Source organism: Treponema zioleckii (genome assembly GCF_014737315.1).
GTDB classification, from domain to species: Bacteria; Spirochaetota; Spirochaetia; order Treponematales; family Treponemataceae; genus Treponema_D; species Treponema_D zioleckii.
Map to the genome: position 1 here is coordinate 56,582 of NZ_JPUF01000008.1, position 18,196 is coordinate 74,777.

The window sequence follows — 18,196 nt, forward strand, 5'->3', positions numbered from 1 at the left end:
CACAAGCACAACTCAAGTTTCAAAACAAATCCTTGCACACCTATTCAGTCTTAAACATACTTATTGCCTTTACGAGGTTTTTCGCATTTGCGGAAAGCTCCTCGCTCATTGCAGCAAGCTCTTCTGAAGCACTCGCATTTTGCTGAACGACAGAATCAAGCTGAACGATAGCCATACTAACTTGCTGGGCCCCCTTATCTTGCTCAGCACATGCAGAAGTAATTTCTTCGATTAATTCCGCCGTGTGCTTAATGTCAGGAACAACCGTGCCAATTTTATTTCCTGCCTCCTCGGTAGAAACCAATGTTTTTTCGGAAAGTTCAATAATCTCGCCCGAAGCCTCCTGACTTCGCTCCGCAAGCTTCCGAACTTCACTAGCAACAACAGCGAAACCTTTTCCAGCCTCACCAGCTCTCGCAGCCTCAATCGCGGCATTCAGCGCAAGCATATTGGTCTGCTTTGCAATATCACCAATCACATTGATTTTTTCAACAATAACTTTTACAGCCTCAACGGCATCATTTACAGCAGAACCGCCAGCCTCACCTTCAAGAGCAGTCTGAACTGCAATTTCTCCAGTACGCTGTGCATTAGAAGCATTCTGCCGAATGTTAGACGCCATTTCTTCCATGGTCGCAGACATTTCCTCGCTAGAGGCAGCTTGCTCCGCAGCCCCCGTAGAAATTGACTGGCTCGACGCACTAATCTGCTCACTGCCAGCAAGAACTTGCGAAGCATTCGTCTTAACTTCAATAATCGTATTTCGAAGAAGCGTTATAAAACTATTGAATCCAGACGCAATTCTTGCAAACTCATCATTGCCTTTTACAGGAAGAACATACGTCAAATCAGCATTACCAGAGTTCAAATTATCAACGGCACTGTTAATCATCTGCAATTTTCTTACAAGAAGATAGAAGAAAAGAACAAGAACAAAAACCGCAAAAAGCACAATCGAAATTACAATCATAAAGAGCAATGGCTTAAAAATTGCAGAAGAAATCACTTGCATCGCAGAAATTGGCTTTCCGATGAACATTGTAGTTAAGAATTTGCCGGACGGATCTGTGAGCGGAAAATAATACGAAATGAACTGAGAACCGCCAATCTGATTTATATACAAAGTCGTCTCACCATTTTGCGCACGCTCAATCGGAAGTTTGTCATCGATTGTGGTATTTTCCATTCCATCAATACTGGTCGCAACACGTACGTCGTTGTCAAAAATTGTTACATTCGCGCCGAGCGTACCTGAAAGGTCAAGAACAAAATCCTGCGAAGAAAGAAGCTTTGTAGCACCGAGAACACCCCAAATCTTATTTCCATCCCGCAAGGGTTCAGCACAAAGCAAGAGCGTATTTCGGCCAGAGCGCACAATCTCGCTTACAGAAATTCCATTAAAAGCTTTTTTTATGAATTCTGTAGGGATTTCTGTATTATTTTTAAAAACTGGAATAAAACCGTACTTACTGACATTTCCTTCACAAAAACTATAAACCGCATCGCAAGAAAGATTCTCAACGGCATCCGCTTTTACATGCTCAAAATATTCAGATGATAAATTGTCTTCAGCAGCTCCATAATAATATTCAAAATTATTTTTTACGCTAAAACAAGACTTTTTTAGCATGGTTTGATAATACTCAACCTCATCTATCGCAACCTTTTGTTGCTCCAAAATAAGTTGTTTGAAATACTGTTCAAGCCCCGAATTCAACCGAAAGTGTATCAAAGCAAGAATAAACATTGAATATGCCAAAAGAGCGACAACGAGAATAATCGAAATCAATCTCGAAACAGAGCCTTTGCGAGTTTTCATACAATTCTCCAAGATTTAATTTGTTTTCAATTATATTATAAGGTTGTTTAAAAAATTTGTAAAACAAAAGCAATTGCAGAATTGATTTTTTACAGTTCAGAAAAAGAGAAAAAAGATGATGTAAAACGTTTTAATTTATTTGCGAAAAGATATGGGCCTAAAAAAGTTTGTTAAGTCGGGCACTGCGCATGGTCAAAGCGACAAACTCTCTATATGCGGTGGTTTTAACTTCGCTCAAGCACAGCAACCATTCTTTTTGGATAGCCTAATAATATAAAACTGATTTTTAGCCAAAAAACAGCCCGGCCATTCTGTAAAGAGTTTTATTTTCCAGTATGACCAGGAACGCCCTTTCGAGAGTATGGCCAGAAACGATAAGATGTTTTTCCGAGGATTCGCTCAGAGCCAACATATTGCGGTTCCATACTCGACTCGTAAGTGACGCTGTATTTTTCATCCGGAGCGACTTTTACAAGTTTTTTCTCGTAAGAATGTCGCATATCAAGCGAATTGAAGCGGTTGTCACCCATCATAAAATATGAATTTTCTGGAATATACTGAGGAGCACCGTCAATCGTGTTTGCAGGGAAAATCGGCATGTTCCTGTTGTCCATGTAAAAAATGTACATGCACAAATCGTTCATCTTTATAAGATTTTCCTGAACTTCAAAAGACGAGGCCCATGACGAACGAGGAACTTTGTTTGAATGAAGTTCGGCATTTTTACAAATAAGTTTTCCGAACGTAAGTTTCAGCATAAGGTTCAGTTTGTAATTTGCCTCGCTGTAAAGGTCGTCATTAAAATTCGGTCTGTGCCCAATCCAGTTCGTCATAAAGTCTCTGAACCAAGTTGCACCATTTTCGCAAGTCAAAAGTTTTAGCGAAATTGCTTCGTTGTAACGGAAAATATTGCTCCAAAGCATTTCGCGATCAGAAAATTCAATTTTTAAAGATGATTTTTGAGATTCTTTGAATTTTTCAAAAATTTCATCAAAAGCCGAAGCCAATTTTTCGCATTCAAAAGCGTAAACCCCATAATCAAGAGCTTTCCGCTCAGATTCAATTCGCAAGAGCGTCTCAAACTGCTCCTGAGAAACTGGAAAGTCATTAATTCCATTTTTCAGAGAATCTTTGACTTCGTTCAAATTCCATGCTGCCCATGATGAGTCATCTTCAACAGGTTCAAATTTTTCAGAATCTTTTGTGCGAGAATAAAGGATTCCATCCTGCATCATAAGTTGCTCGCCAGGAACTCCGGTTATTCGTTTTACAAGCGGGTCTGCCTTCTGCTCACCCGTTTCATCAACATTAAGATTAACCTTCGTGAGAGTGCACATGTAAACGAGCTGAGAAACAAACGTTCTGACTTCGGATTTTCTGTCGTTTTTGTAATGCGGATTTCTAAAAACAACGATGTCGCCCCGTTTGTATGAACGAATTGACGGAAGCCCGATGTCGCTCAAAGGGAATTTCGGACCGCTCAAGGTCTTAAAAACTACAACGCGGTCTTTTACCAAAAATTCAGGAACCATTGATTCCGAAGGAATTTCGTAGAGTTGAACCACAAAAATATTCAACAAAAGAACCATAAAGACTGCCTGAACAAGCGCATCAACCCAGCTTAAAATCTCAAATACGACTTTTTTTGCACCGGTGCGCAAAATCACAGTTCCAGACTTTTCTTCAGATTCATTCTCCACGAGTTTTTCATTTTCCTCTGAATTCAAAGCATCCATAAAGGCTTTCTTTTTTGAGGCAGAATATTTTTTGTCAAGAATAAAGTTTTTCCATTCGTCGCTCAATTTTCCAACGTTCTTCGGATTCAAATAATGAAGAAGAACCAACGTAAGAACCGATGTGACCAGCCACAAAAGCACGGAAACAGAATCGAGAATGTGCGGTGTTCCAAAATCACCGGCACGGCGAAGCACAAACGCAACAAGAAGCACATACGGCTCATACTGCAAGAGTTCACGAACTACGGCAATAAAATTAAGGTTGTTTTCGCCAAGAAGCTTTTTTATAGAAGAAAATGCAATTATAAGGGTAAAAATTAAAGACAACGGAAATGCCGCCAAAGAGATGTCAGCATGAAAAGATATTGTTGAAAGTGCAAAAGCACAAGAAAATCCTAGACAGATTTTTGTAAGCAAACCGAATTTTTTTATAGTCATAACATTTCTATTTTATCGTTTTGATGGTGGGGTTGCAAGATTTCGGAAAAGAGTTCGATTCCGTATTGTAAACTTGCAGGGGTAAAAAATCTGTCGGGCGTCCGTTGCGGTGTTTCACAAAAATGATGGCTGACCGTAAGAAGTATCCGACTCCCTTCGGTCGCGAACGGTCAGAATCATTTTTGTGCCCCACCTCCACTACCGCCCGACAGATTTTTTAGTCCACTTACATACGATTCGAGCGCTCTGCCGAGCGGATAAAAGGAAAAGTGCACTGTTCAACGCAGAAAGTTTTTATTAAAATCTTTGCATGACAAAAAATCAAAATCTTGTCGGCGTGATTTTTGCGTCGATTTCAGTCTTCATTTGGGGAATCACTTTTGTTAGCACAAAATATCTTCTCCGTTCGTTTTCCTCTTACGAAATTCTCGTGCTCCGTTTTTTGCTCGCCTACTTTGCGCTTTGGCTCATTCGCCCACGAAGATTGCGCCTAAAAGAACGTAAAAACGAAATTTATTTTGTATTTGCCGGTCTTTTTGGTGTGACTTCGTATCAATTTTTGGAAAATATGGCGATTTCGTACACGTCGGCCTCGAACGTGAGCATTATCGTTTCAATCTGCCCGATTTTTACGGCGATTTTTTTGCAGATTTTTTTGAAGGAACGCCATCTGACGATTTTTTTTAACATAGGATTTTTGCTTGCTATTTTTGGAGTCGCGCTCGTGAGTTTTAACGGAGTTGTGGAATTTCATCTGAACCCGAAAGGCGACTTTTTGGCTTTAGGCTCTGCACTTTGCTGGGGAGTTTATTCGCTGTGCATTTCAAAAATCAATGTGATGGAATTGGACTCAATTCAGATTACGAGACGGATTTTTTTCTGGGCAGTCGTTTTTATGATTGCAATCGGAGTTTTTTCGGTTTTGCGTTCAGAAACGGCTCTTCCTGCGGATTCAAAAAATTTAGGCAACGCAGATGTGATTCTTGACGCCGGCTTTAACCTTGCGCGTTTTTCAAACCCGCTCAATTGGCTGAACCTCTGCTTTTTAGGGCTTGGAGCTTCGGCATTCTGTTTCGTAGCATGGAACATTGCCTGCGAAAAACTTGGAACAGTCCGTGCGACGGTCGGAATTTATCTGATTCCTGTAGTAACGATAATTTTTGCATTCTTCGCGCTGGGAGAGCGCATTTCGTTAATGGGAGCAATTGGCGCGCTGATTGCGATTTTAGGGCTTTTTGTGAGCGAGCGATAATCAACAAACAATTTTGACGCAAAAAAAACTGCCAGATGATTCTGGCAGTTCCGCAACAAAAGCTACAAGTTATTTTTTAAGAAATCTGAAAGAGCTGTTGAAGCAGACTCTTCGTCCTCGCCCTCAACTGTAACAGAAAGAGCGTGTCCCTGCTTTGCGCCAAGACTCATAACGGCGATAAGTCGTTTTGCATCAGCACTTTTGCCGTTGCATTCAAGTTTGATTGTGCTTGAAAAACCTTTTGCGATTTTTACCAAATCTCCGCCCGGTCGGGCATGTATTCCAAGTTCATCTGTAATTACGTACTCAAATTGTTTCATTTTGAGCCTCCTGAAAAAAATCCGCGATTGCGGTCGGAACTGCCACTTTTTCGCCAAAAAAAATGGCACTGGCAGTTCCAAAATCTCTATGAAAATCCGAGTCGGCTTACAGCGTGTCAACGTCCTTTTTGAGAACGCCGAGCATGATGCAGCTGACTGCCGAACCGATTGCGAGTGCAACCAAGTACAAAACTGGGTTACCCACAACAGGGAATACGAAAATTCCTCCGTGCGGAGCCATCAATGTACATTTAAAGAGCATTGAAAGAGCACCAGCCACTGCCGAACCAACGATACATGAAGGAAGAACGTGTGACGGGTCTGCAGCCGCATAAGGAATTGCACCCTCAGTAATGAATGACAAGCCCATAATGAAGTTTACAGGACCAGCCTTTCTTTCTTCAGCCGTGAATTTGCTCTTGAAAATCATTGTTGCAGCTGCGATTGCGATTGGAGGACACATTCCGCCAACCATTACGGCTGCCATAATATCATAATGTCCTTCTGCGAGCATTCCGGTTGCAAAAACGTAAGCAGCTTTGTTTACAGGGCCGCCCATATCCACAGCCATCATTCCGCCAACGAGAAGACCAAGAACGATGCTTGAAGCTCCGTTCAAATGGTTCAAACCAGTGTTGAGCCATTGATTGATGAATCCTACGATTGGCTCGATTACAAAAACCATTCCCAGGCCAACGATAAACACACCGATGAGCGGGTAAATCAAAATCGATTTGATTCCTTCAAGGCTCTTCGGAAGAACAGAGAAGCATTTTTTGAGAGCGAGGATTGTGTATCCAGCAAAGAAACCTGCAACCAACGCACCCAAGAATCCGGAAGTTCCATTTGCAGCGATTGCACCGCCAACAAAACCAAGAACGAGACCTGCACGGTCAGCAATGCTGTATGCAATAAATCCTGCGAGAACAGGAAGCATAAAGCCGAATGCCACGCCGCCGACTTTGCCTTTGAGGAATGCGGAAACTGCCGTCATTGAACCGAACGTTCCGTCAGGAGTAATTCCGTTCATCTTACAGTAGATACCGTCGATAAGGAATGCAAGCGCAATAAGGATACCGCCTCCAACTACGAACGGAAGCATGTGAGATACGCCTGTCATAAGATGCTTGTAGATTGAGTGTCCGCCAGAGTTTGAAGAAGCCGCGCCAGAGCCTTCATCTTTTGCAACGTAAGTCGGAACGTCACCGTTCGTTGCCTGATAAATCAACTTTTCTGCATTGTTGATTCCTTCTGCAACACGGCATTCAATTACTTTTTTGCCTGCAAAGCGAGCCATTGGAACCTGTGTGTCTGCCGCAACGATGATTGCTTTTGCACTGTTGATTTCTTCCTCGGTCAAAACGTTCTTTGCGCCAGTCGTTCCGCGAGTCTCAACTTTGATTGTAACGCCGAGTTTTTTAGCAGCTTTTTTGAGCGACTCCTCAGCCATGTATGTGTGTGCGATTCCTGTAGGGCACGCTGTTACGGCAAGCACTGCAGGCAGTTCTGTTGTATTGTTCTTTTTTGAATCGTTAGCGTCTTTTGCATTCTCGGCAACGTCAATCGCCTTCAAGAATTCAGAAACGCTCTTTGCAGCAAGAAGCGATTTTGTAAAGTTTTCGTCGAGCAACAAAACAGAAAGCTTAGAAAGAACATCTACATGCACGTTGTCTTTTGTGTTTGGAGCCGCAATCAAGAAAATTATGCGAACAGGCTCCCCGTCCGGAGAATCGTAGTCAACACCGTTGTCCAGAACCATTGCGGCAAGACCTGGGCGAGACACACAACTTCCCTTTCCGTGCGGGATTGCAACGCCTTCACCGACGGCAGTTGTGCTTTCTTCTTCGCGTGCAAGCACGAGATTTTTGTAAGCTTCAACATCAGTGATGTTTCCGTTTTTTGCCATCAATTTTACCATCTGATCGATGACATCTTTTTTGTCTTTCGCGCTGCCGTGCAACGCAATGCTTGACTCTGCAAGCAAATCTCTGATCCTCATAAATTTCCTCCATTTTTTGAATCGGAATCAGCGGAACAGCTTTCGTAACAAAAGCTACTCCTGCAAACCTGTATAATTTTCCAGGAGTTTCTGTACCTGCTCTTTGTCAGCAAGATGTTCTGAACAAGCACTTGCACTTCCTGTACACAAGCCCATTTTAAAAGCTTCTTTGTAATCACCGCTCTTCTGATAGCCGGCAATGAATCCTGCAACCATTGAGTCTCCAGCCCCAACAGAATTTACGAGCGTGCATTTTGGTGCCTCGCCCTTGTAAATTTTTCCGTCCGCCGCCGCAAGAACAGCTCCTTCACCAGCCATTGAAACGAGCACATTCTGCGCCCCCATCTCACGGAATTTTTGTGCGTAAGGCACAACTTCTTCGCGGGTCTTTAGCTCCACGCCAAAAATCTCTCCAAGCTCGTGGTTGTTCGGTTTTACAAGGAACGGCTTGTAAGCGAGTGATTTTTTTAAAAGGTCACGGGTTGCGTCAACAACGAACCTTACGCCTTTGCCAGAAAGTTTTGCCATAATGTCGCTGTAAAGTGACTGAGGATTTTCGAGCGGAAGCGTAGACGGAATGCTTCCCGCAAGAACGAGAGTGTCTCCCTCTTTAAGTTCCTCAAGTTTTTCGTAAAGATGATTCAAATCTTCTTTTGTAAGAAGAGGCCCCTGACCGTTGATTTCGGTCTCCTCAACAACTGAATCAGATTCGATTGAACGCATTTTTGCGTTGATACGTGAAAAACCAGAATTCACATGAATGAATCCAGTCTGAACCCCGTGGTCGTTGAGCCTTCTCTCAATCTCGTTTCCGGTAAAACCTGCCGCAAATCCGAGTGCGCGAGTCTCAATTCCGAGATTGTGAAGCACAATCGACACATTGATTCCCTTTCCGCCCGCAATGAGTTTTTCTGCCTTTGTGCGGTTGATTGTGCCCGTTTTGAATGAATCCACGTCTATGATGTAATCCAAGGAAGGATTTACGGTTACTGTATAAATCATGCTATTTTACCTCGATAATATGTTGATACTGACGGTATCCCGAATCTTCGGAAAGCTCCGTCGTAATAATCGTGGCATCGGTAAAATCCCCGAATGACACGCACGAAAGTTTTGAGAATTTTGATGCATCGCAAAGCACGTATTTTTCACGAGTGCGACGCATTGATTCTTTTTTGACCAAAGCCTCTTTTACGTCCGGCGTGCTGAATCCCCCGGAAACAGAAACACCGTTCGTTCCCCAAAATCCCTTCGTAAAATGATATTTTTTGAGACTTTCAAGTGCCTCAACCCCAACAATTGATTCTGTGGCGGCCTTAATTTCTCCGCCTATCACAAAAGTCGAGAATCCCGCCGCCGCCAGTTTTTGCGCATGCGAAAATCCGTTGGTAACGAACACAGCTCTCTTGCAAGTGATATATTCAATCATCAGCTCGGTCGTCGTGCCCGCGTCAAGATACACGAAATCATCATTTTGAATCAGCGAAGCCGCGTATTGGGCAATAACCAACTTTTCACTGCGGTTATGTTCCTTTCGAGAGTTGAAAAAATCATCTTTTGAATTAAAAGCCGTCTCTTTGGCCACAGCTCCGCCGAAAACTTTTACAAGCAAACCTTTCGAGTCAAGCTCGGAAAGATCGCGCCGAATCGTAGATTCAGATGCTTTCAGCCACTCCATGAGCTCCTGAACAGTGGTGCTCCCTTTTTGAGTAATGCGGCTCATGATTTTGTTCTGTCGTTCTTCCGATAACATTCAGCAATCCTTTTCCCTGGCAGGGGATAATCACAGTATAGTTCAGATACAAGCAAAGTCAATCAAATTCTTTCAAAAACAGTCAAATTTTTCAAAAATTTTCACATTTTTAATCAAAATCCGTCAATTTCATTCAAAATTTATTGAGGAAATGGAGATATTCCCAACTGAGAAACTCAAAATAAGATTTTAGAAAAGATTGAATTTTAAAAAGAAAGTCAACTTGCATATTCGCAGACCACCTCGCGTATTTGGCTTTGAGTTGTATTAGGCAGTTCACGAACGTTAAAGGTGGACGGAGGGTTGTGGTTTCGACTACGCTCAACCACCGCGTGCAGTGAGCGCAGTCGAAGTGCAATTTTTAATTTTCTGACACAGATTAACACAGATGAACGGTGATAAAACACGGATAAAATAAAAAAAATCTGTGCCTCATCTGAGTTTATCTGCGTGCACCTGTGTCAAACTTTACGAGTTTTTCTAAAGCGAGCGGATTTTCTCACGGATTGGGAGGATTCTTGAAGGAGAGACAGAAAGTTCGTCAACGCCCATCTTTAAGAAAGTCTCAGTCAAATCCATGTCGGCACCAAGCTCACCGCAAATTCCAACCCAGCAGCCGTGCTTGTGACCGTTCTCAACAGTCATCTGGATTTGCTTTAGAACAGCCGGATGATGCGGGTCGTAAAAACTCTCAAGTTTAGAATTCTGCCTGTCAATCGCAAGCGTGTACTGAGTCAAGTCGTTCGTTCCAATCGAGAAGAAATCAACTTCCTGAGCCAAGTCCTCGCTCATCAAAACTGCGGCCGGAGTCTCAATCATAACGCCCTGCTCAACGTTGCCGTAAGGAATATTTTCTTTGTTCAGAGCCGAACGAACATCCGCCGAAATCTTTTTGATTTTCTTAACTTCGTCCACCGAAATAATCATCGGGTACATAATCGCAAGATTTCCGAACGCACTCGCGCGGTAAATGGCACGGAGCTGCGTTTTAAAAAGCTCCGGCCGCTCAAGACAAATTCGTATCGCACGGAATCCGAGGGCAGGATTTTCTTCCGCATCAAGCTTAAAGTAATCAGCCTTTTTGTCGGCGCCAATATCAAGCGTTCGAATTATGACTTTTTTACCCTGCATTTTTCGGGCAACATTCTTGTAAGCCACAAACTGCTCTTCCTCTGTAGGATAAGTTGAGCGACCAATGTAAAGGAATTCGCTCCTAAAAAGACCGATTCCCTCGGCGTCATTTTCGAGAGCCAAATCCGCATCGGCAACGCTTCCGATGTTCGCATAAAGATTGATTTTTTGACCGCCCTTTGTTACGGTCTCCTTGCCCTTAAGCTGCTGAAGAAGCTCAAGTTTTTTTAATGCCTCGGCGCGTTTTTCTTCTTCGGCCTTGAGAGTCTCTTCATCAGGCTCCAGAATGAACTCGCCTGTAAAACCGTCAACAACGGCCTGCTTTCCGTTCCAAGAAGAGTCGATTATTACACCGGTGAGAGCCGGAATATTCATCGTGCGGGCAAGAATTGCCGTGTGCGACTGGGAAGAACCGTATTTTGTTACAAATGCAAGAATTTTCTTTTTGTCGAGCTGAATCGTCTCGGCAGGCGTAAGCTCGTCCGCCGCAAGGATTACTGGCTGGTCGCTGTCGAGAGACTCGTCCGCGCCGCCGCAAAGAATCGTAATTACGCGGTGCGAAACGTCTTTTATGTCCGCCGCACGAGCCTTCATGTATTCATCATCCATATCCGAGAAAATCTGCGAAATCACTTCCCCGCTCTGGAAAACCGCGTACTCGGCGTTGGTGTGCTCGTTCTGAATGTAATTGTAAACTGAATCTGTGTAGTCGTCGTCGCCCAAAAGCATTGACTGCACATCAAAAATATTTGCCGTAGCCTGACCGACTTCGTTAACCGCCCGCCTAAAAATTGCCTGCAATTGCTGCACAGCCGTATCACGGGCTTTTACGTAGCGTTGAATTTCTGCTTCAACTTCCGAATCCAAAATAATACGTTTTGAAGTGTCGTATTCAGCTTTGTTAAAAACTTTGATTGCACCAATGGCAATCCCTTTGTAAATAGACTTTCCGTTATAGCGTTTCATGGCGATACCTGACTTGCCTTAAGATTTCCCTGCCAAGAAATTAAGCGTCGGTTGCTTTGGAACTAGACTAAAAAAGTATAAACGCGGAATTTGGAATGTGTCAACACGCACGCTTTCTCAATAGCACAAAAACGCATTTTGTGGTAATTTTTTTGAATGAAGAAAATTTTTGACGATTCTGATTTTGATTTTTATCCTTTTGAAGATGGCGACATTCTAAAAAAAACTGCAGAAGACGGTTTTGAACGGCTTTCGTTCACTTTTACAAAAGAGCATCTGGAAAACGTAATAAAAGCCGCGCTTTCGCCATCGGCAAGCGAGAACGACAAATACGTTTGTTCGTGCATCCTAAAAAATGCGCAGGTTTCTAGCGAAAAGAAATTCCCGCTCTGTCAGGATACAGGAATCGCAAATATTTTCGGCTGGAAAAAGGGTAATTTTTTTGCACCGAACGAATATGAATCTTTAAGCGCAGGGGCAAAAAAAATCTACGACGAAAAAAAACTCAGATTCTCCACTAGCTGCCCAAAAAGTTTTTACGATGAATTTGACCCAAAAAACAACATGCCCGCCCAAGTGTCAATTTTTTCGGCAACAGGCTCGCTCGCGCCAGTTCCAAGTTTTATAGAAGATTTGCCACAAGACTCAATGGGATTCATTTTTTGCGCGAAAGGCGGCGGGTCTTCAAACAAAACGAGTTTTATTCAGGGCACAAAAGCCTATCTCACAAAAGAACGATTCACAAAACTGATGAAGGACGAAATCTCTCATTTTGGAACTTCTGCCTGCCCTCCTTACACAATCGCAATCGTAGCAGGCGGACTTAGCCCGGAACAAAATCTACTCACCTTAAAACTGGCCACTTGCGGAGCCTACGATAAAATGACTTACGAGCCGAACGAGTTTGGCTTTAGGGACAGGGAACTCGAAGAAGAAGCGATGAAAATCGCACGCGAAACGGGATTCGGCGCACAGTTCGGTGGAAGCGCGTTCGCACTTGAAGCGATTGTGATTCGTCTTCCGCGCCACGGAGCGAGCTGCCCGATTTCGTTCGGCGTTTCTTGCTCGGCGCACAGGAATTTAAAAGCCGTCGTTACAAAAACAGGATTTTACCTGCAAAAAACAGTAGAAAATCCGAGCGAACTCAAAGATTTTAAGAAGGCATCAAGCTACGCGGAACAAAATGGTTCTCCAAACGGAAAGTGCCTAAAAATCAACACGGAAAACGGAATCGACTCTGTTTTAAAGACGCTCGAAGGCAGTTTGCCGGGCGACAGAATCGAACTTTCAGGAAAAATTCTTGTGGCACGAGACGCAGCGCACGCCCGCTGGAAAAAGATGATTGACGAAAGCGGCACGCTTCTTGACTACGCAACAAAATACCCGATTTGCTACGCAGGCCCGGCCAGAACGCCAGACGGCGAAGTAATCGGAAGTTTTGGCCCAACTACGGCCGGCAGAATGGACGTTTACGCAGAACTCCTGATGAGCCGCGGAGCCGCACTCGTCACGCTCGCAAAAGGAAACCGCAGCAACGAGTGGACGGATTCTTGCAAAAAATTCGGAGGATTCTATTTAGGAACTCCAGGCGGAATTGCGGCGCTCATCGCCTCAAAATATATCGTGAGCCAAGAAATCATCGATTATGAGGATTTGGGTATGGAAGCGGTGCGTCTCGTAACCGTAAAAAAGCTTCCGTGTTTCGTCATCACAAATAACAAAGGTGAAGATTTTTACAAACAAATTGCCGAATCAAACTAGGAGCCAAAAATGGAAAAACAAATTCTTAATCTAACAGCAGCCCTCGAACTTGTTGACGGAGACAAAGAACTTCTTACAATCCTGCTCGAAACATTCTTAAAAGAAAGCGATTTTAACGCCGATAAAGTTTTGCAGTTCGTAAGCGCGAACAATTACATTGAAGGCGCAAAGTACGTTCACGCAACAAAAGGCGCGGGTCGGCAGATTTGCGCGGTGCAACTCACAACAGTTGGTCAGTCCCTCGAAGACATTCTCAGGGGAAAAGCCACAGGTAACATTCCAGAACTCGCAAAGCAGATGGAAAAAGAATACAACGTGGTAAAAGAAGAAATCAAAAAAGCCCTTCAAAATTAAGGCGAACTTTTTCGCACAAAGATTCCAGGCTCACCTCGCGAATATTTGCCGCACATTCATAAACGCGCAAAATCTCGTGAGGAAAAGTCTGGGCTTCGTTTTTTAGCGTCTGGTACGGCGCGTCGGTCTCAAAAAGAAGCCTTTCGACCGAAAGATTTTTTACGCAGTCAATCGCGGATTTTTTTCCGTTCAAAATCGGCTTTCCAAAACTAAAATACGCATTTATCCCATGATTCAAAATTGACTCGGCTTCGCGCAAAGTGCCCGGAAAGGAATGAAAAACCACCGCAGGAAGGCTGGAAAGCAATTTTGAATCCTTAAAGATTTTTTCCACAGCCTTCCGAATGTGAACAATAATCGGTTTTTCGTATTTTTTTGCAAGTTCCGCCTGAATCTGCCAATATTTTTCTTGAAGCGGCAAGGTCGCCTTAAATTCTTGAGAGAACAAATCAAATCCAATTTCACCGATTGCATCAATCTGATTTTTTTTTAAGAGATTCTCCAAAAAATCAAGTTCGCTTTTTAATTCTGATTCAGGAATTCCTTCGGCAAAAATCTGGGGGTGAATTCCGAAGGATTTTTTTATATGCCCCTCAATCTCGCCGGGGTCAAAAAATTTTGATTCAATAGAACAAAAAGCCTTATAAAATTCTTCAATTTCTTTACTTAAACAAAAAGTTGTGCAACACTTGTATTCGTTCTGATTAAAAAATTCGGAATTAAAAAAAGTTGTAAAGTCGCAATGCGAAAGATGAATGTGAGCGTCGCAAAAAGTCAAATTGATGCCTCCATAAAGTTTTTCCGACAGAAAAATCACTTAACTTATTTTTTTAGATTCCGAAATTTAAAACGTAAGGAGCTGGATTTTCCAGCGCAATTTATTTTATAGAGTTTGGGACAAAACTAAAAGACTTACTAATTGGTCTTGCAGGCTTTAGCTAACGTAAGCAAGAACCATAAAATGTCGGAGCAGTCCCTTTACAGGAGAAAAAAAATGGGCACTTACACATTAAAAAGTATCGGAAAATCAGCGGCGTACATGACTATCGTCCGTGAAATGGATGATGGCTACGTTATAAGAATCGTTCGTGACAAAGATGGCTATGATGACATCACTACAGACTACATCAGCAAGGCTTTGTTCGATTCTTGCATCAGAACCGGTTACATCAAAAAGGTACAGGAAGCAGAGACTGCTACTGCGTAATCATCTTTTTATTTTTCGTTATTTTTTAATACTTTTATTTCAAAAGACATTTTATAAATCCAGAATTAAGAAAACAAAAAATCCCGACTTGAATCGGGATTTTTTTTTGATTTTTAGGTCAAAAATCAAGTTTTCTGCAATAAGTGCCGTCATAAGATTCCAAAATAGATTCGGAATGACGGGCTTTGCAGAAAGTTGAAATTCAACTTTTAGATTTTTTTCTGAATCCCAGAGAGTTTAAAATCGCAAGAGCCGCTTCTACGCGGGCGTTAACGTCTTCTTCTCTCGGAAGCCAGTTGATTTTTACGCCTTTCTTTTCCATAAAACGGAACCAGGTTTCTTGCCGCTTCGCAAACTGCCCGATTGCGAGGTTCAAAAGCTCAAAGAGTTTTTCTTTTGATTCGATTTTTCCTTGCAAATACTGAGAGACAAAACGATATTCAAGCCCCAGGGATTCAAGACGTTCCCACTCGGCCCCGTTCGCGTGAAGTCCTTCAACTTCCTCAATGAGTCCGTGGTCAAGACGTTCCCGAAGGCGGCGCGCAATTTTTTCGCGGACCAAAGAACGTTCAAGCGTAGTTCCAAAGATTACAGGCTCAACTTTTGGGCGCACAAGGCTCTCGCGAATTTTTTTGCACTCCTCGCTGGTGTTAAAGCGGTTTATCATTATCGCTTTTATAATGCGCTCTTTGTCGCCAAATTCAGTTGTGTTGTGGAGTTTTTCTTTTTCGCGGATAAGGATTTCTTTTAGCTCGTCGTAAGATTTTGCGCTAAGTTCGGCATACATTTCTGGATTCTCTGGCGTCGGAATCATATTGTAATTGCTAACGATTGAGTCAACGTACATTCCGGTTCCGCCCACGCACAAAGGCAACTTCCCGCGCTTTTGGATATCTTCAAACGCGTCATAAAATCCTTCCTGAAAATCAAAGAGATTATATTCTTTTTGGAGCGTACAAACGTCAATCAAATGATACGGAATGTGCCCAGTCGGCAAATCGTAATCCGCAAGGTCTTTTCCGGAGCCAATATCGAGTCCTTTATAAACCTGGCGGGAATCCGCACTGATGATTTCGCCGTTAAGTCGTGAGGCAAGCTGAACGCCAATGGCGGTCTTGCCGACTGCAGTAGGTCCGATTACAAAAATTGAATTATATGACATGAAAGTGAATGATAGCACAGGCCAAAGCATTTTTCAACGAGGCAAAAAAAACAGCTCCCCGTTCGGAAAGCTGCCTGTAAATTCAAATTTTAGTTTACACTACTCTGCAAATTGCACATTTAAGATATTCTGACTTTGGATAGCCGAGCAAAACTGGATGGTCTGGGCCGGCTCCATATTTTGCGAGCACCTGAACACGTTTTTTGCTGTCTTCGGCGGCTTTCATAACCATTCCGTAGAAGTGCTCAGAATCAAAGAAGTAAGAGCATGAGCAAGTGACCAAAATTCCGTTAGGATTCAAAAGTCGCATTGCACGCAAGTTGATTTCTTTGTATCCGCCATAAGCTTTCTGAATGTTTTTAGCAGATTTTGTGAACGCTGGCGGGTCAAGAATGATTACGTCAAATTTCTCGCCTTTCTGTTCGTATTCTTTTAGCAAATCAAAAACATCTGCGCAAACGGCTTTCATTTTTGCACCGGCATTGTTAAGCTCGATATTTTTGTTTACGAGAGCCACCGCATCTTCGGAAATATCAACGCTTATAACCTGCTTAGCCCCGTTCTTTACGGCATTTAAGCCAAACGCGCCTGTGTGGGTAAAGGTGTCAAGAACGCGCTTTCCTTCGCAAAGTGAACCTACAATCTTACGGTTGTCTTTTTGGTCAAGGAAGTAGCCCGTCTTTTGCCCGTGAGCAAGGTCAACTTCAATAAGAACATCGTTCTCGCGGATTGTAATCACTTCGTCGCGAACTTCGCCTTCCCAGCAGGCACGGAGCTGCAAGCCCTCTTTTTCGCGTGTCGGAGCGTCGCTTCGCTCATAAATTCCGTAAGGCTTTATAATGTCACGCAGAGCCGAAAGGATTTCTTTTCTAAAAACTTCGCACGAAAGTGTCAAAAACTGAACGACAAGATAAACATTGCGTTTTGTGTCGCAGTATCGCTCAACGATAAGCCCAGGAATAAAATCTGCTTCGCCGTAAACAAGACGGTATGAATCTTTTGTGCTGTAATGCAATTTTCTTAAATCATACGCATCCTGAATTTTTTTATGGTAAAATGACGCCGGGTCTGCCATAATCAGGTCTGCATGTTCCGTTCCGATAATACGCACGGTAATTTTTGATTTTCGGTTTATAACGCCGCTTCCCAAAAATGCGCCACCTTTCGCAAATACTTCAACAACATCGCCATCGTTTACGAGCGCTTCTTCGAGGGTAGTCTGCTTAATTCCGCTTCCGTCATCAGCTTCAAATTTTACAGAGCTGATTTCATTGTCAAAAATCCAGGGAAATCCCTGTTTTACTTCATTTTCTTCTTTAGATTTAAAAAAAACTCTTGGAAAAATCTTCATACTGAAAAATTATAATTAAAAACACGATTTGAGCAACATGGAAAAATGGAAAGATGAAAGAGGAAAGATGGAAACTGAAAATTGAATGGTTTTCGTTTTCATCTTTCCGTCTTGAACTCAATTATTTTGGCGTATATTTTATGTAATCGTAAGAAGCATATTTCGGACCTGAATACCAGAAATGGTTGAGCCAGCTGTCAACGCCAATGCCAGGCCATAAGTTAACCATTATCTGCATCGGGTGAGACGGCATTTTCTTTCCGTAAGGCGCATTGAATCCCTGGTTGTTGACACCATAAACCCATTTTCCGTCAACGTACCAGTTTATATAGCCGTTGCCGTATTCAATTGCGTACTTGTGATAGCCTTTGCTTGCATCAAAACCAAGGTTAACGATTTTTTCATTATTGGCAACGCCATCTACATAATAATTGAACTGAACTTTCGTAGTATCTTTTCCGAGGATTTCAACATCGATTTCGTCCCACGGACTTCCCGTATAAAGAAAGAATGAAGTTACAAGTCCGTCGCCCTTTGCGGCAATCAGGTTCGTTTCAAAAGTTCCGTAGCTGAATGTATTGTGGGTTCTGTATTCACCGCTTGTATACGGCTTTCCAAAACTCGGAGTGTTGTCAAGCTTAATCGTCATTTTTCCGTTTTTGAACGTAACATGATCGCTTTTCCATCCGCAGTTGAACATTCCGCCGTTCGTCCAGTCTGCCTTACCGAAAACACCGGTATTGTGGTAGTCCAGACCGTCCCAGAGGCTCCAACTCTGCACAGCCCTTGATGATGAAGTTTCTCCGTCACCATCCGATGCAAGAGCTTCCTCTGCAGCCTGGGAACAGGCACCTAACAGCAGCATGGAAGTAAGAGCTAGCAGCATTCCTTTCATTTTTAAATTCACTTTCATAAATTCCTCCTTATGCAAGTAAAGTTTCTGAAAT

Annotated in this window: 15 protein-coding genes; 4 read left to right on the forward strand and 11 right to left on the reverse strand. The window is 42.9% G+C overall.

Annotated elements, in window-relative coordinates:
• Positions 1 to 40: 40 nt before the first annotated feature.
• Together JI65_RS03585 and lepB are read right to left on the reverse strand one after the other, a co-directional pair.
• Positions 41 to 1,819 (reverse strand): methyl-accepting chemotaxis protein, encoded by a 1,779-nt coding sequence (locus JI65_RS03585; protein ID WP_191014010.1) that lies wholly within the window; start codon positions 1,817 to 1,819, stop codon positions 41 to 43.
• A 323-nt stretch (positions 1,820 to 2,142) separates the two neighbouring features.
• The gene (gene lepB, locus JI65_RS03590; RefSeq protein ID WP_242457153.1) at positions 2,143 to 3,993 is read right to left on the reverse strand and encodes a signal peptidase I; all 1,851 of its coding nucleotides are present in this window, start codon (positions 3,991 to 3,993) and stop codon (positions 2,143 to 2,145) included.
• Between the two features lie 310 nt (positions 3,994 to 4,303).
• Between lepB and JI65_RS03595 the strand changes: the two genes are divergently transcribed.
• Positions 4,304 to 5,245 carry a DMT family transporter gene (locus JI65_RS03595; RefSeq protein ID WP_191014011.1) on the forward strand — a complete coding sequence of 314 codons (942 nt, stop codon included), beginning with the start codon at positions 4,304 to 4,306 and terminating at the stop codon, positions 5,243 to 5,245.
• Between the two features lie 62 nt (positions 5,246 to 5,307).
• Here JI65_RS03595 and JI65_RS03600 read toward each other — a convergent pair whose 3' ends face one another.
• The 5 genes from JI65_RS03600 to ptsP all read right to left on the reverse strand — a co-directional run bounded on the left by JI65_RS03600 (position 5,308) and on the right by ptsP (position 11,414).
• A complete protein-coding gene (locus JI65_RS03600; protein ID WP_191014012.1) occupies positions 5,308 to 5,565 on the reverse strand; it encodes an HPr family phosphocarrier protein in 258 nt (85 codons plus the stop codon).
• Between the two features lie 106 nt (positions 5,566 to 5,671).
• Positions 5,672 to 7,564, reverse strand: a complete 1,893-nt coding sequence (locus JI65_RS03605; RefSeq protein ID WP_191014013.1) for a PTS fructose transporter subunit IIABC — start codon at positions 7,562 to 7,564, stop codon at positions 5,672 to 5,674.
• Between the two features lie 54 nt (positions 7,565 to 7,618).
• Positions 7,619 to 8,566: a 1-phosphofructokinase gene (gene pfkB / locus JI65_RS03610; protein WP_191014014.1), complete on the reverse strand. Its 948-nt coding sequence runs from the start codon at positions 8,564 to 8,566 to the stop codon at positions 7,619 to 7,621.
• 1 nt (position 8,567) lies between these two features.
• A complete protein-coding gene (locus tag JI65_RS03615) occupies positions 8,568 to 9,317 on the reverse strand; it encodes a DeoR/GlpR family DNA-binding transcription regulator (RefSeq protein WP_191014015.1) in 750 nt (249 codons plus the stop codon).
• Between the two features lie 480 nt (positions 9,318 to 9,797).
• Entirely contained in the window at positions 9,798 to 11,414 is a 1,617-nt protein-coding gene (gene ptsP / locus JI65_RS03620) for a phosphoenolpyruvate--protein phosphotransferase (protein WP_191014016.1), read from the reverse strand.
• 156 nt (positions 11,415 to 11,570) lie between these two features.
• On the opposite strand from ptsP, the gene JI65_RS03625 reads away from it, so the two are divergent.
• Both JI65_RS03625 and JI65_RS03630 read left to right on the forward strand, forming a co-directional pair.
• Positions 11,571 to 13,175 (forward strand): fumarate hydratase C-terminal domain-containing protein, encoded by a 1,605-nt coding sequence (locus JI65_RS03625; RefSeq protein ID WP_191014017.1) that lies wholly within the window; start codon positions 11,571 to 11,573, stop codon positions 13,173 to 13,175.
• Between the two features lie 9 nt (positions 13,176 to 13,184).
• Entirely contained in the window at positions 13,185 to 13,529 is a 345-nt protein-coding gene (locus JI65_RS03630) for an Hpt domain-containing protein (RefSeq protein ID WP_191014018.1), read from the forward strand.
• Here the strand turns inward: JI65_RS03630 and JI65_RS03635 are convergent.
• Positions 13,507 to 14,307 (reverse strand): TatD family hydrolase, encoded by an 801-nt coding sequence (locus JI65_RS03635; protein WP_191014019.1) that lies wholly within the window; start codon positions 14,305 to 14,307, stop codon positions 13,507 to 13,509. The two genes, JI65_RS03630 and JI65_RS03635, sit on opposite strands and share 23 nt — an antisense overlap.
• Before the next feature lie 216 nt (positions 14,308 to 14,523).
• On the opposite strand from JI65_RS03635, the gene JI65_RS03640 reads away from it, so the two are divergent.
• Positions 14,524 to 14,736, forward strand: a complete 213-nt coding sequence (locus JI65_RS03640; RefSeq protein ID WP_191014020.1) for a hypothetical protein — start codon at positions 14,524 to 14,526, stop codon at positions 14,734 to 14,736.
• A gap of 202 nt (positions 14,737 to 14,938) precedes the next feature.
• Here the strand turns inward: JI65_RS03640 and miaA are convergent, their stop codons facing one another.
• The 3 genes from miaA to JI65_RS03655 form a co-directional block, all read right to left on the reverse strand.
• Positions 14,939 to 15,898 carry a tRNA (adenosine(37)-N6)-dimethylallyltransferase MiaA gene (gene miaA, locus JI65_RS03645; RefSeq protein WP_191014021.1) on the reverse strand — a complete coding sequence of 320 codons (960 nt, stop codon included), beginning with the start codon at positions 15,896 to 15,898 and terminating at the stop codon, positions 14,939 to 14,941.
• Between the two features lie 94 nt (positions 15,899 to 15,992).
• Positions 15,993 to 17,249, reverse strand: a complete 1,257-nt coding sequence (locus JI65_RS03650) for a class I SAM-dependent rRNA methyltransferase (protein ID WP_242457154.1) — start codon at positions 17,247 to 17,249, stop codon at positions 15,993 to 15,995.
• A gap of 121 nt (positions 17,250 to 17,370) precedes the next feature.
• On the reverse strand, positions 17,371 to 18,162 hold the full coding sequence (locus tag JI65_RS03655; protein ID WP_191014022.1) for a family 16 glycosylhydrolase: 792 nt from the start codon (positions 18,160 to 18,162) through the stop codon (positions 17,371 to 17,373).
• Between the last annotated feature and the right edge of the window lie 34 nt (positions 18,163 to 18,196).

Coding starts and splice junctions, on each gene's coding strand:
- JI65_RS03625 (WP_191014017.1), top strand. CDS start 11,571: ATGAAGAAAATTTTTGACGATTCTGATTTTGATTTTTATCCTTTTGAA.
- pfkB (WP_191014014.1), bottom strand. CDS start 8,566: ATGATTTATACAGTAACCGTAAATCCTTCCTTGGATTACATCATAGAC.
- JI65_RS03615 (WP_191014015.1), bottom strand. CDS start 9,317: ATGTTATCGGAAGAACGACAGAACAAAATCATGAGCCGCATTACTCAA.
- JI65_RS03585 (WP_191014010.1), bottom strand. CDS start 1,819: ATGAAAACTCGCAAAGGCTCTGTTTCGAGATTGATTTCGATTATTCTC.
- JI65_RS03595 (WP_191014011.1), top strand. CDS start 4,304: ATGACAAAAAATCAAAATCTTGTCGGCGTGATTTTTGCGTCGATTTCA.
- miaA (WP_191014021.1), bottom strand. CDS start 15,898: ATGTCATATAATTCAATTTTTGTAATCGGACCTACTGCAGTCGGCAAG.
- JI65_RS03605 (WP_191014013.1), bottom strand. CDS start 7,564: ATGAGGATCAGAGATTTGCTTGCAGAGTCAAGCATTGCGTTGCACGGC.
- lepB (WP_242457153.1), bottom strand. CDS start 3,993: ATGACTATAAAAAAATTCGGTTTGCTTACAAAAATCTGTCTAGGATTT.
- JI65_RS03600 (WP_191014012.1), bottom strand. CDS start 5,565: ATGAAACAATTTGAGTACGTAATTACAGATGAACTTGGAATACATGCC.
- JI65_RS03640 (WP_191014020.1), top strand. CDS start 14,524: ATGGGCACTTACACATTAAAAAGTATCGGAAAATCAGCGGCGTACATG.
- JI65_RS03630 (WP_191014018.1), top strand. CDS start 13,185: ATGGAAAAACAAATTCTTAATCTAACAGCAGCCCTCGAACTTGTTGAC.
- JI65_RS03655 (WP_191014022.1), bottom strand. CDS start 18,162: ATGAAAGTGAATTTAAAAATGAAAGGAATGCTGCTAGCTCTTACTTCC.
- JI65_RS03650 (WP_242457154.1), bottom strand. CDS start 17,249: ATGAAGATTTTTCCAAGAGTTTTTTTTAAATCTAAAGAAGAAAATGAA.
- ptsP (WP_191014016.1), bottom strand. CDS start 11,414: ATGAAACGCTATAACGGAAAGTCTATTTACAAAGGGATTGCCATTGGT.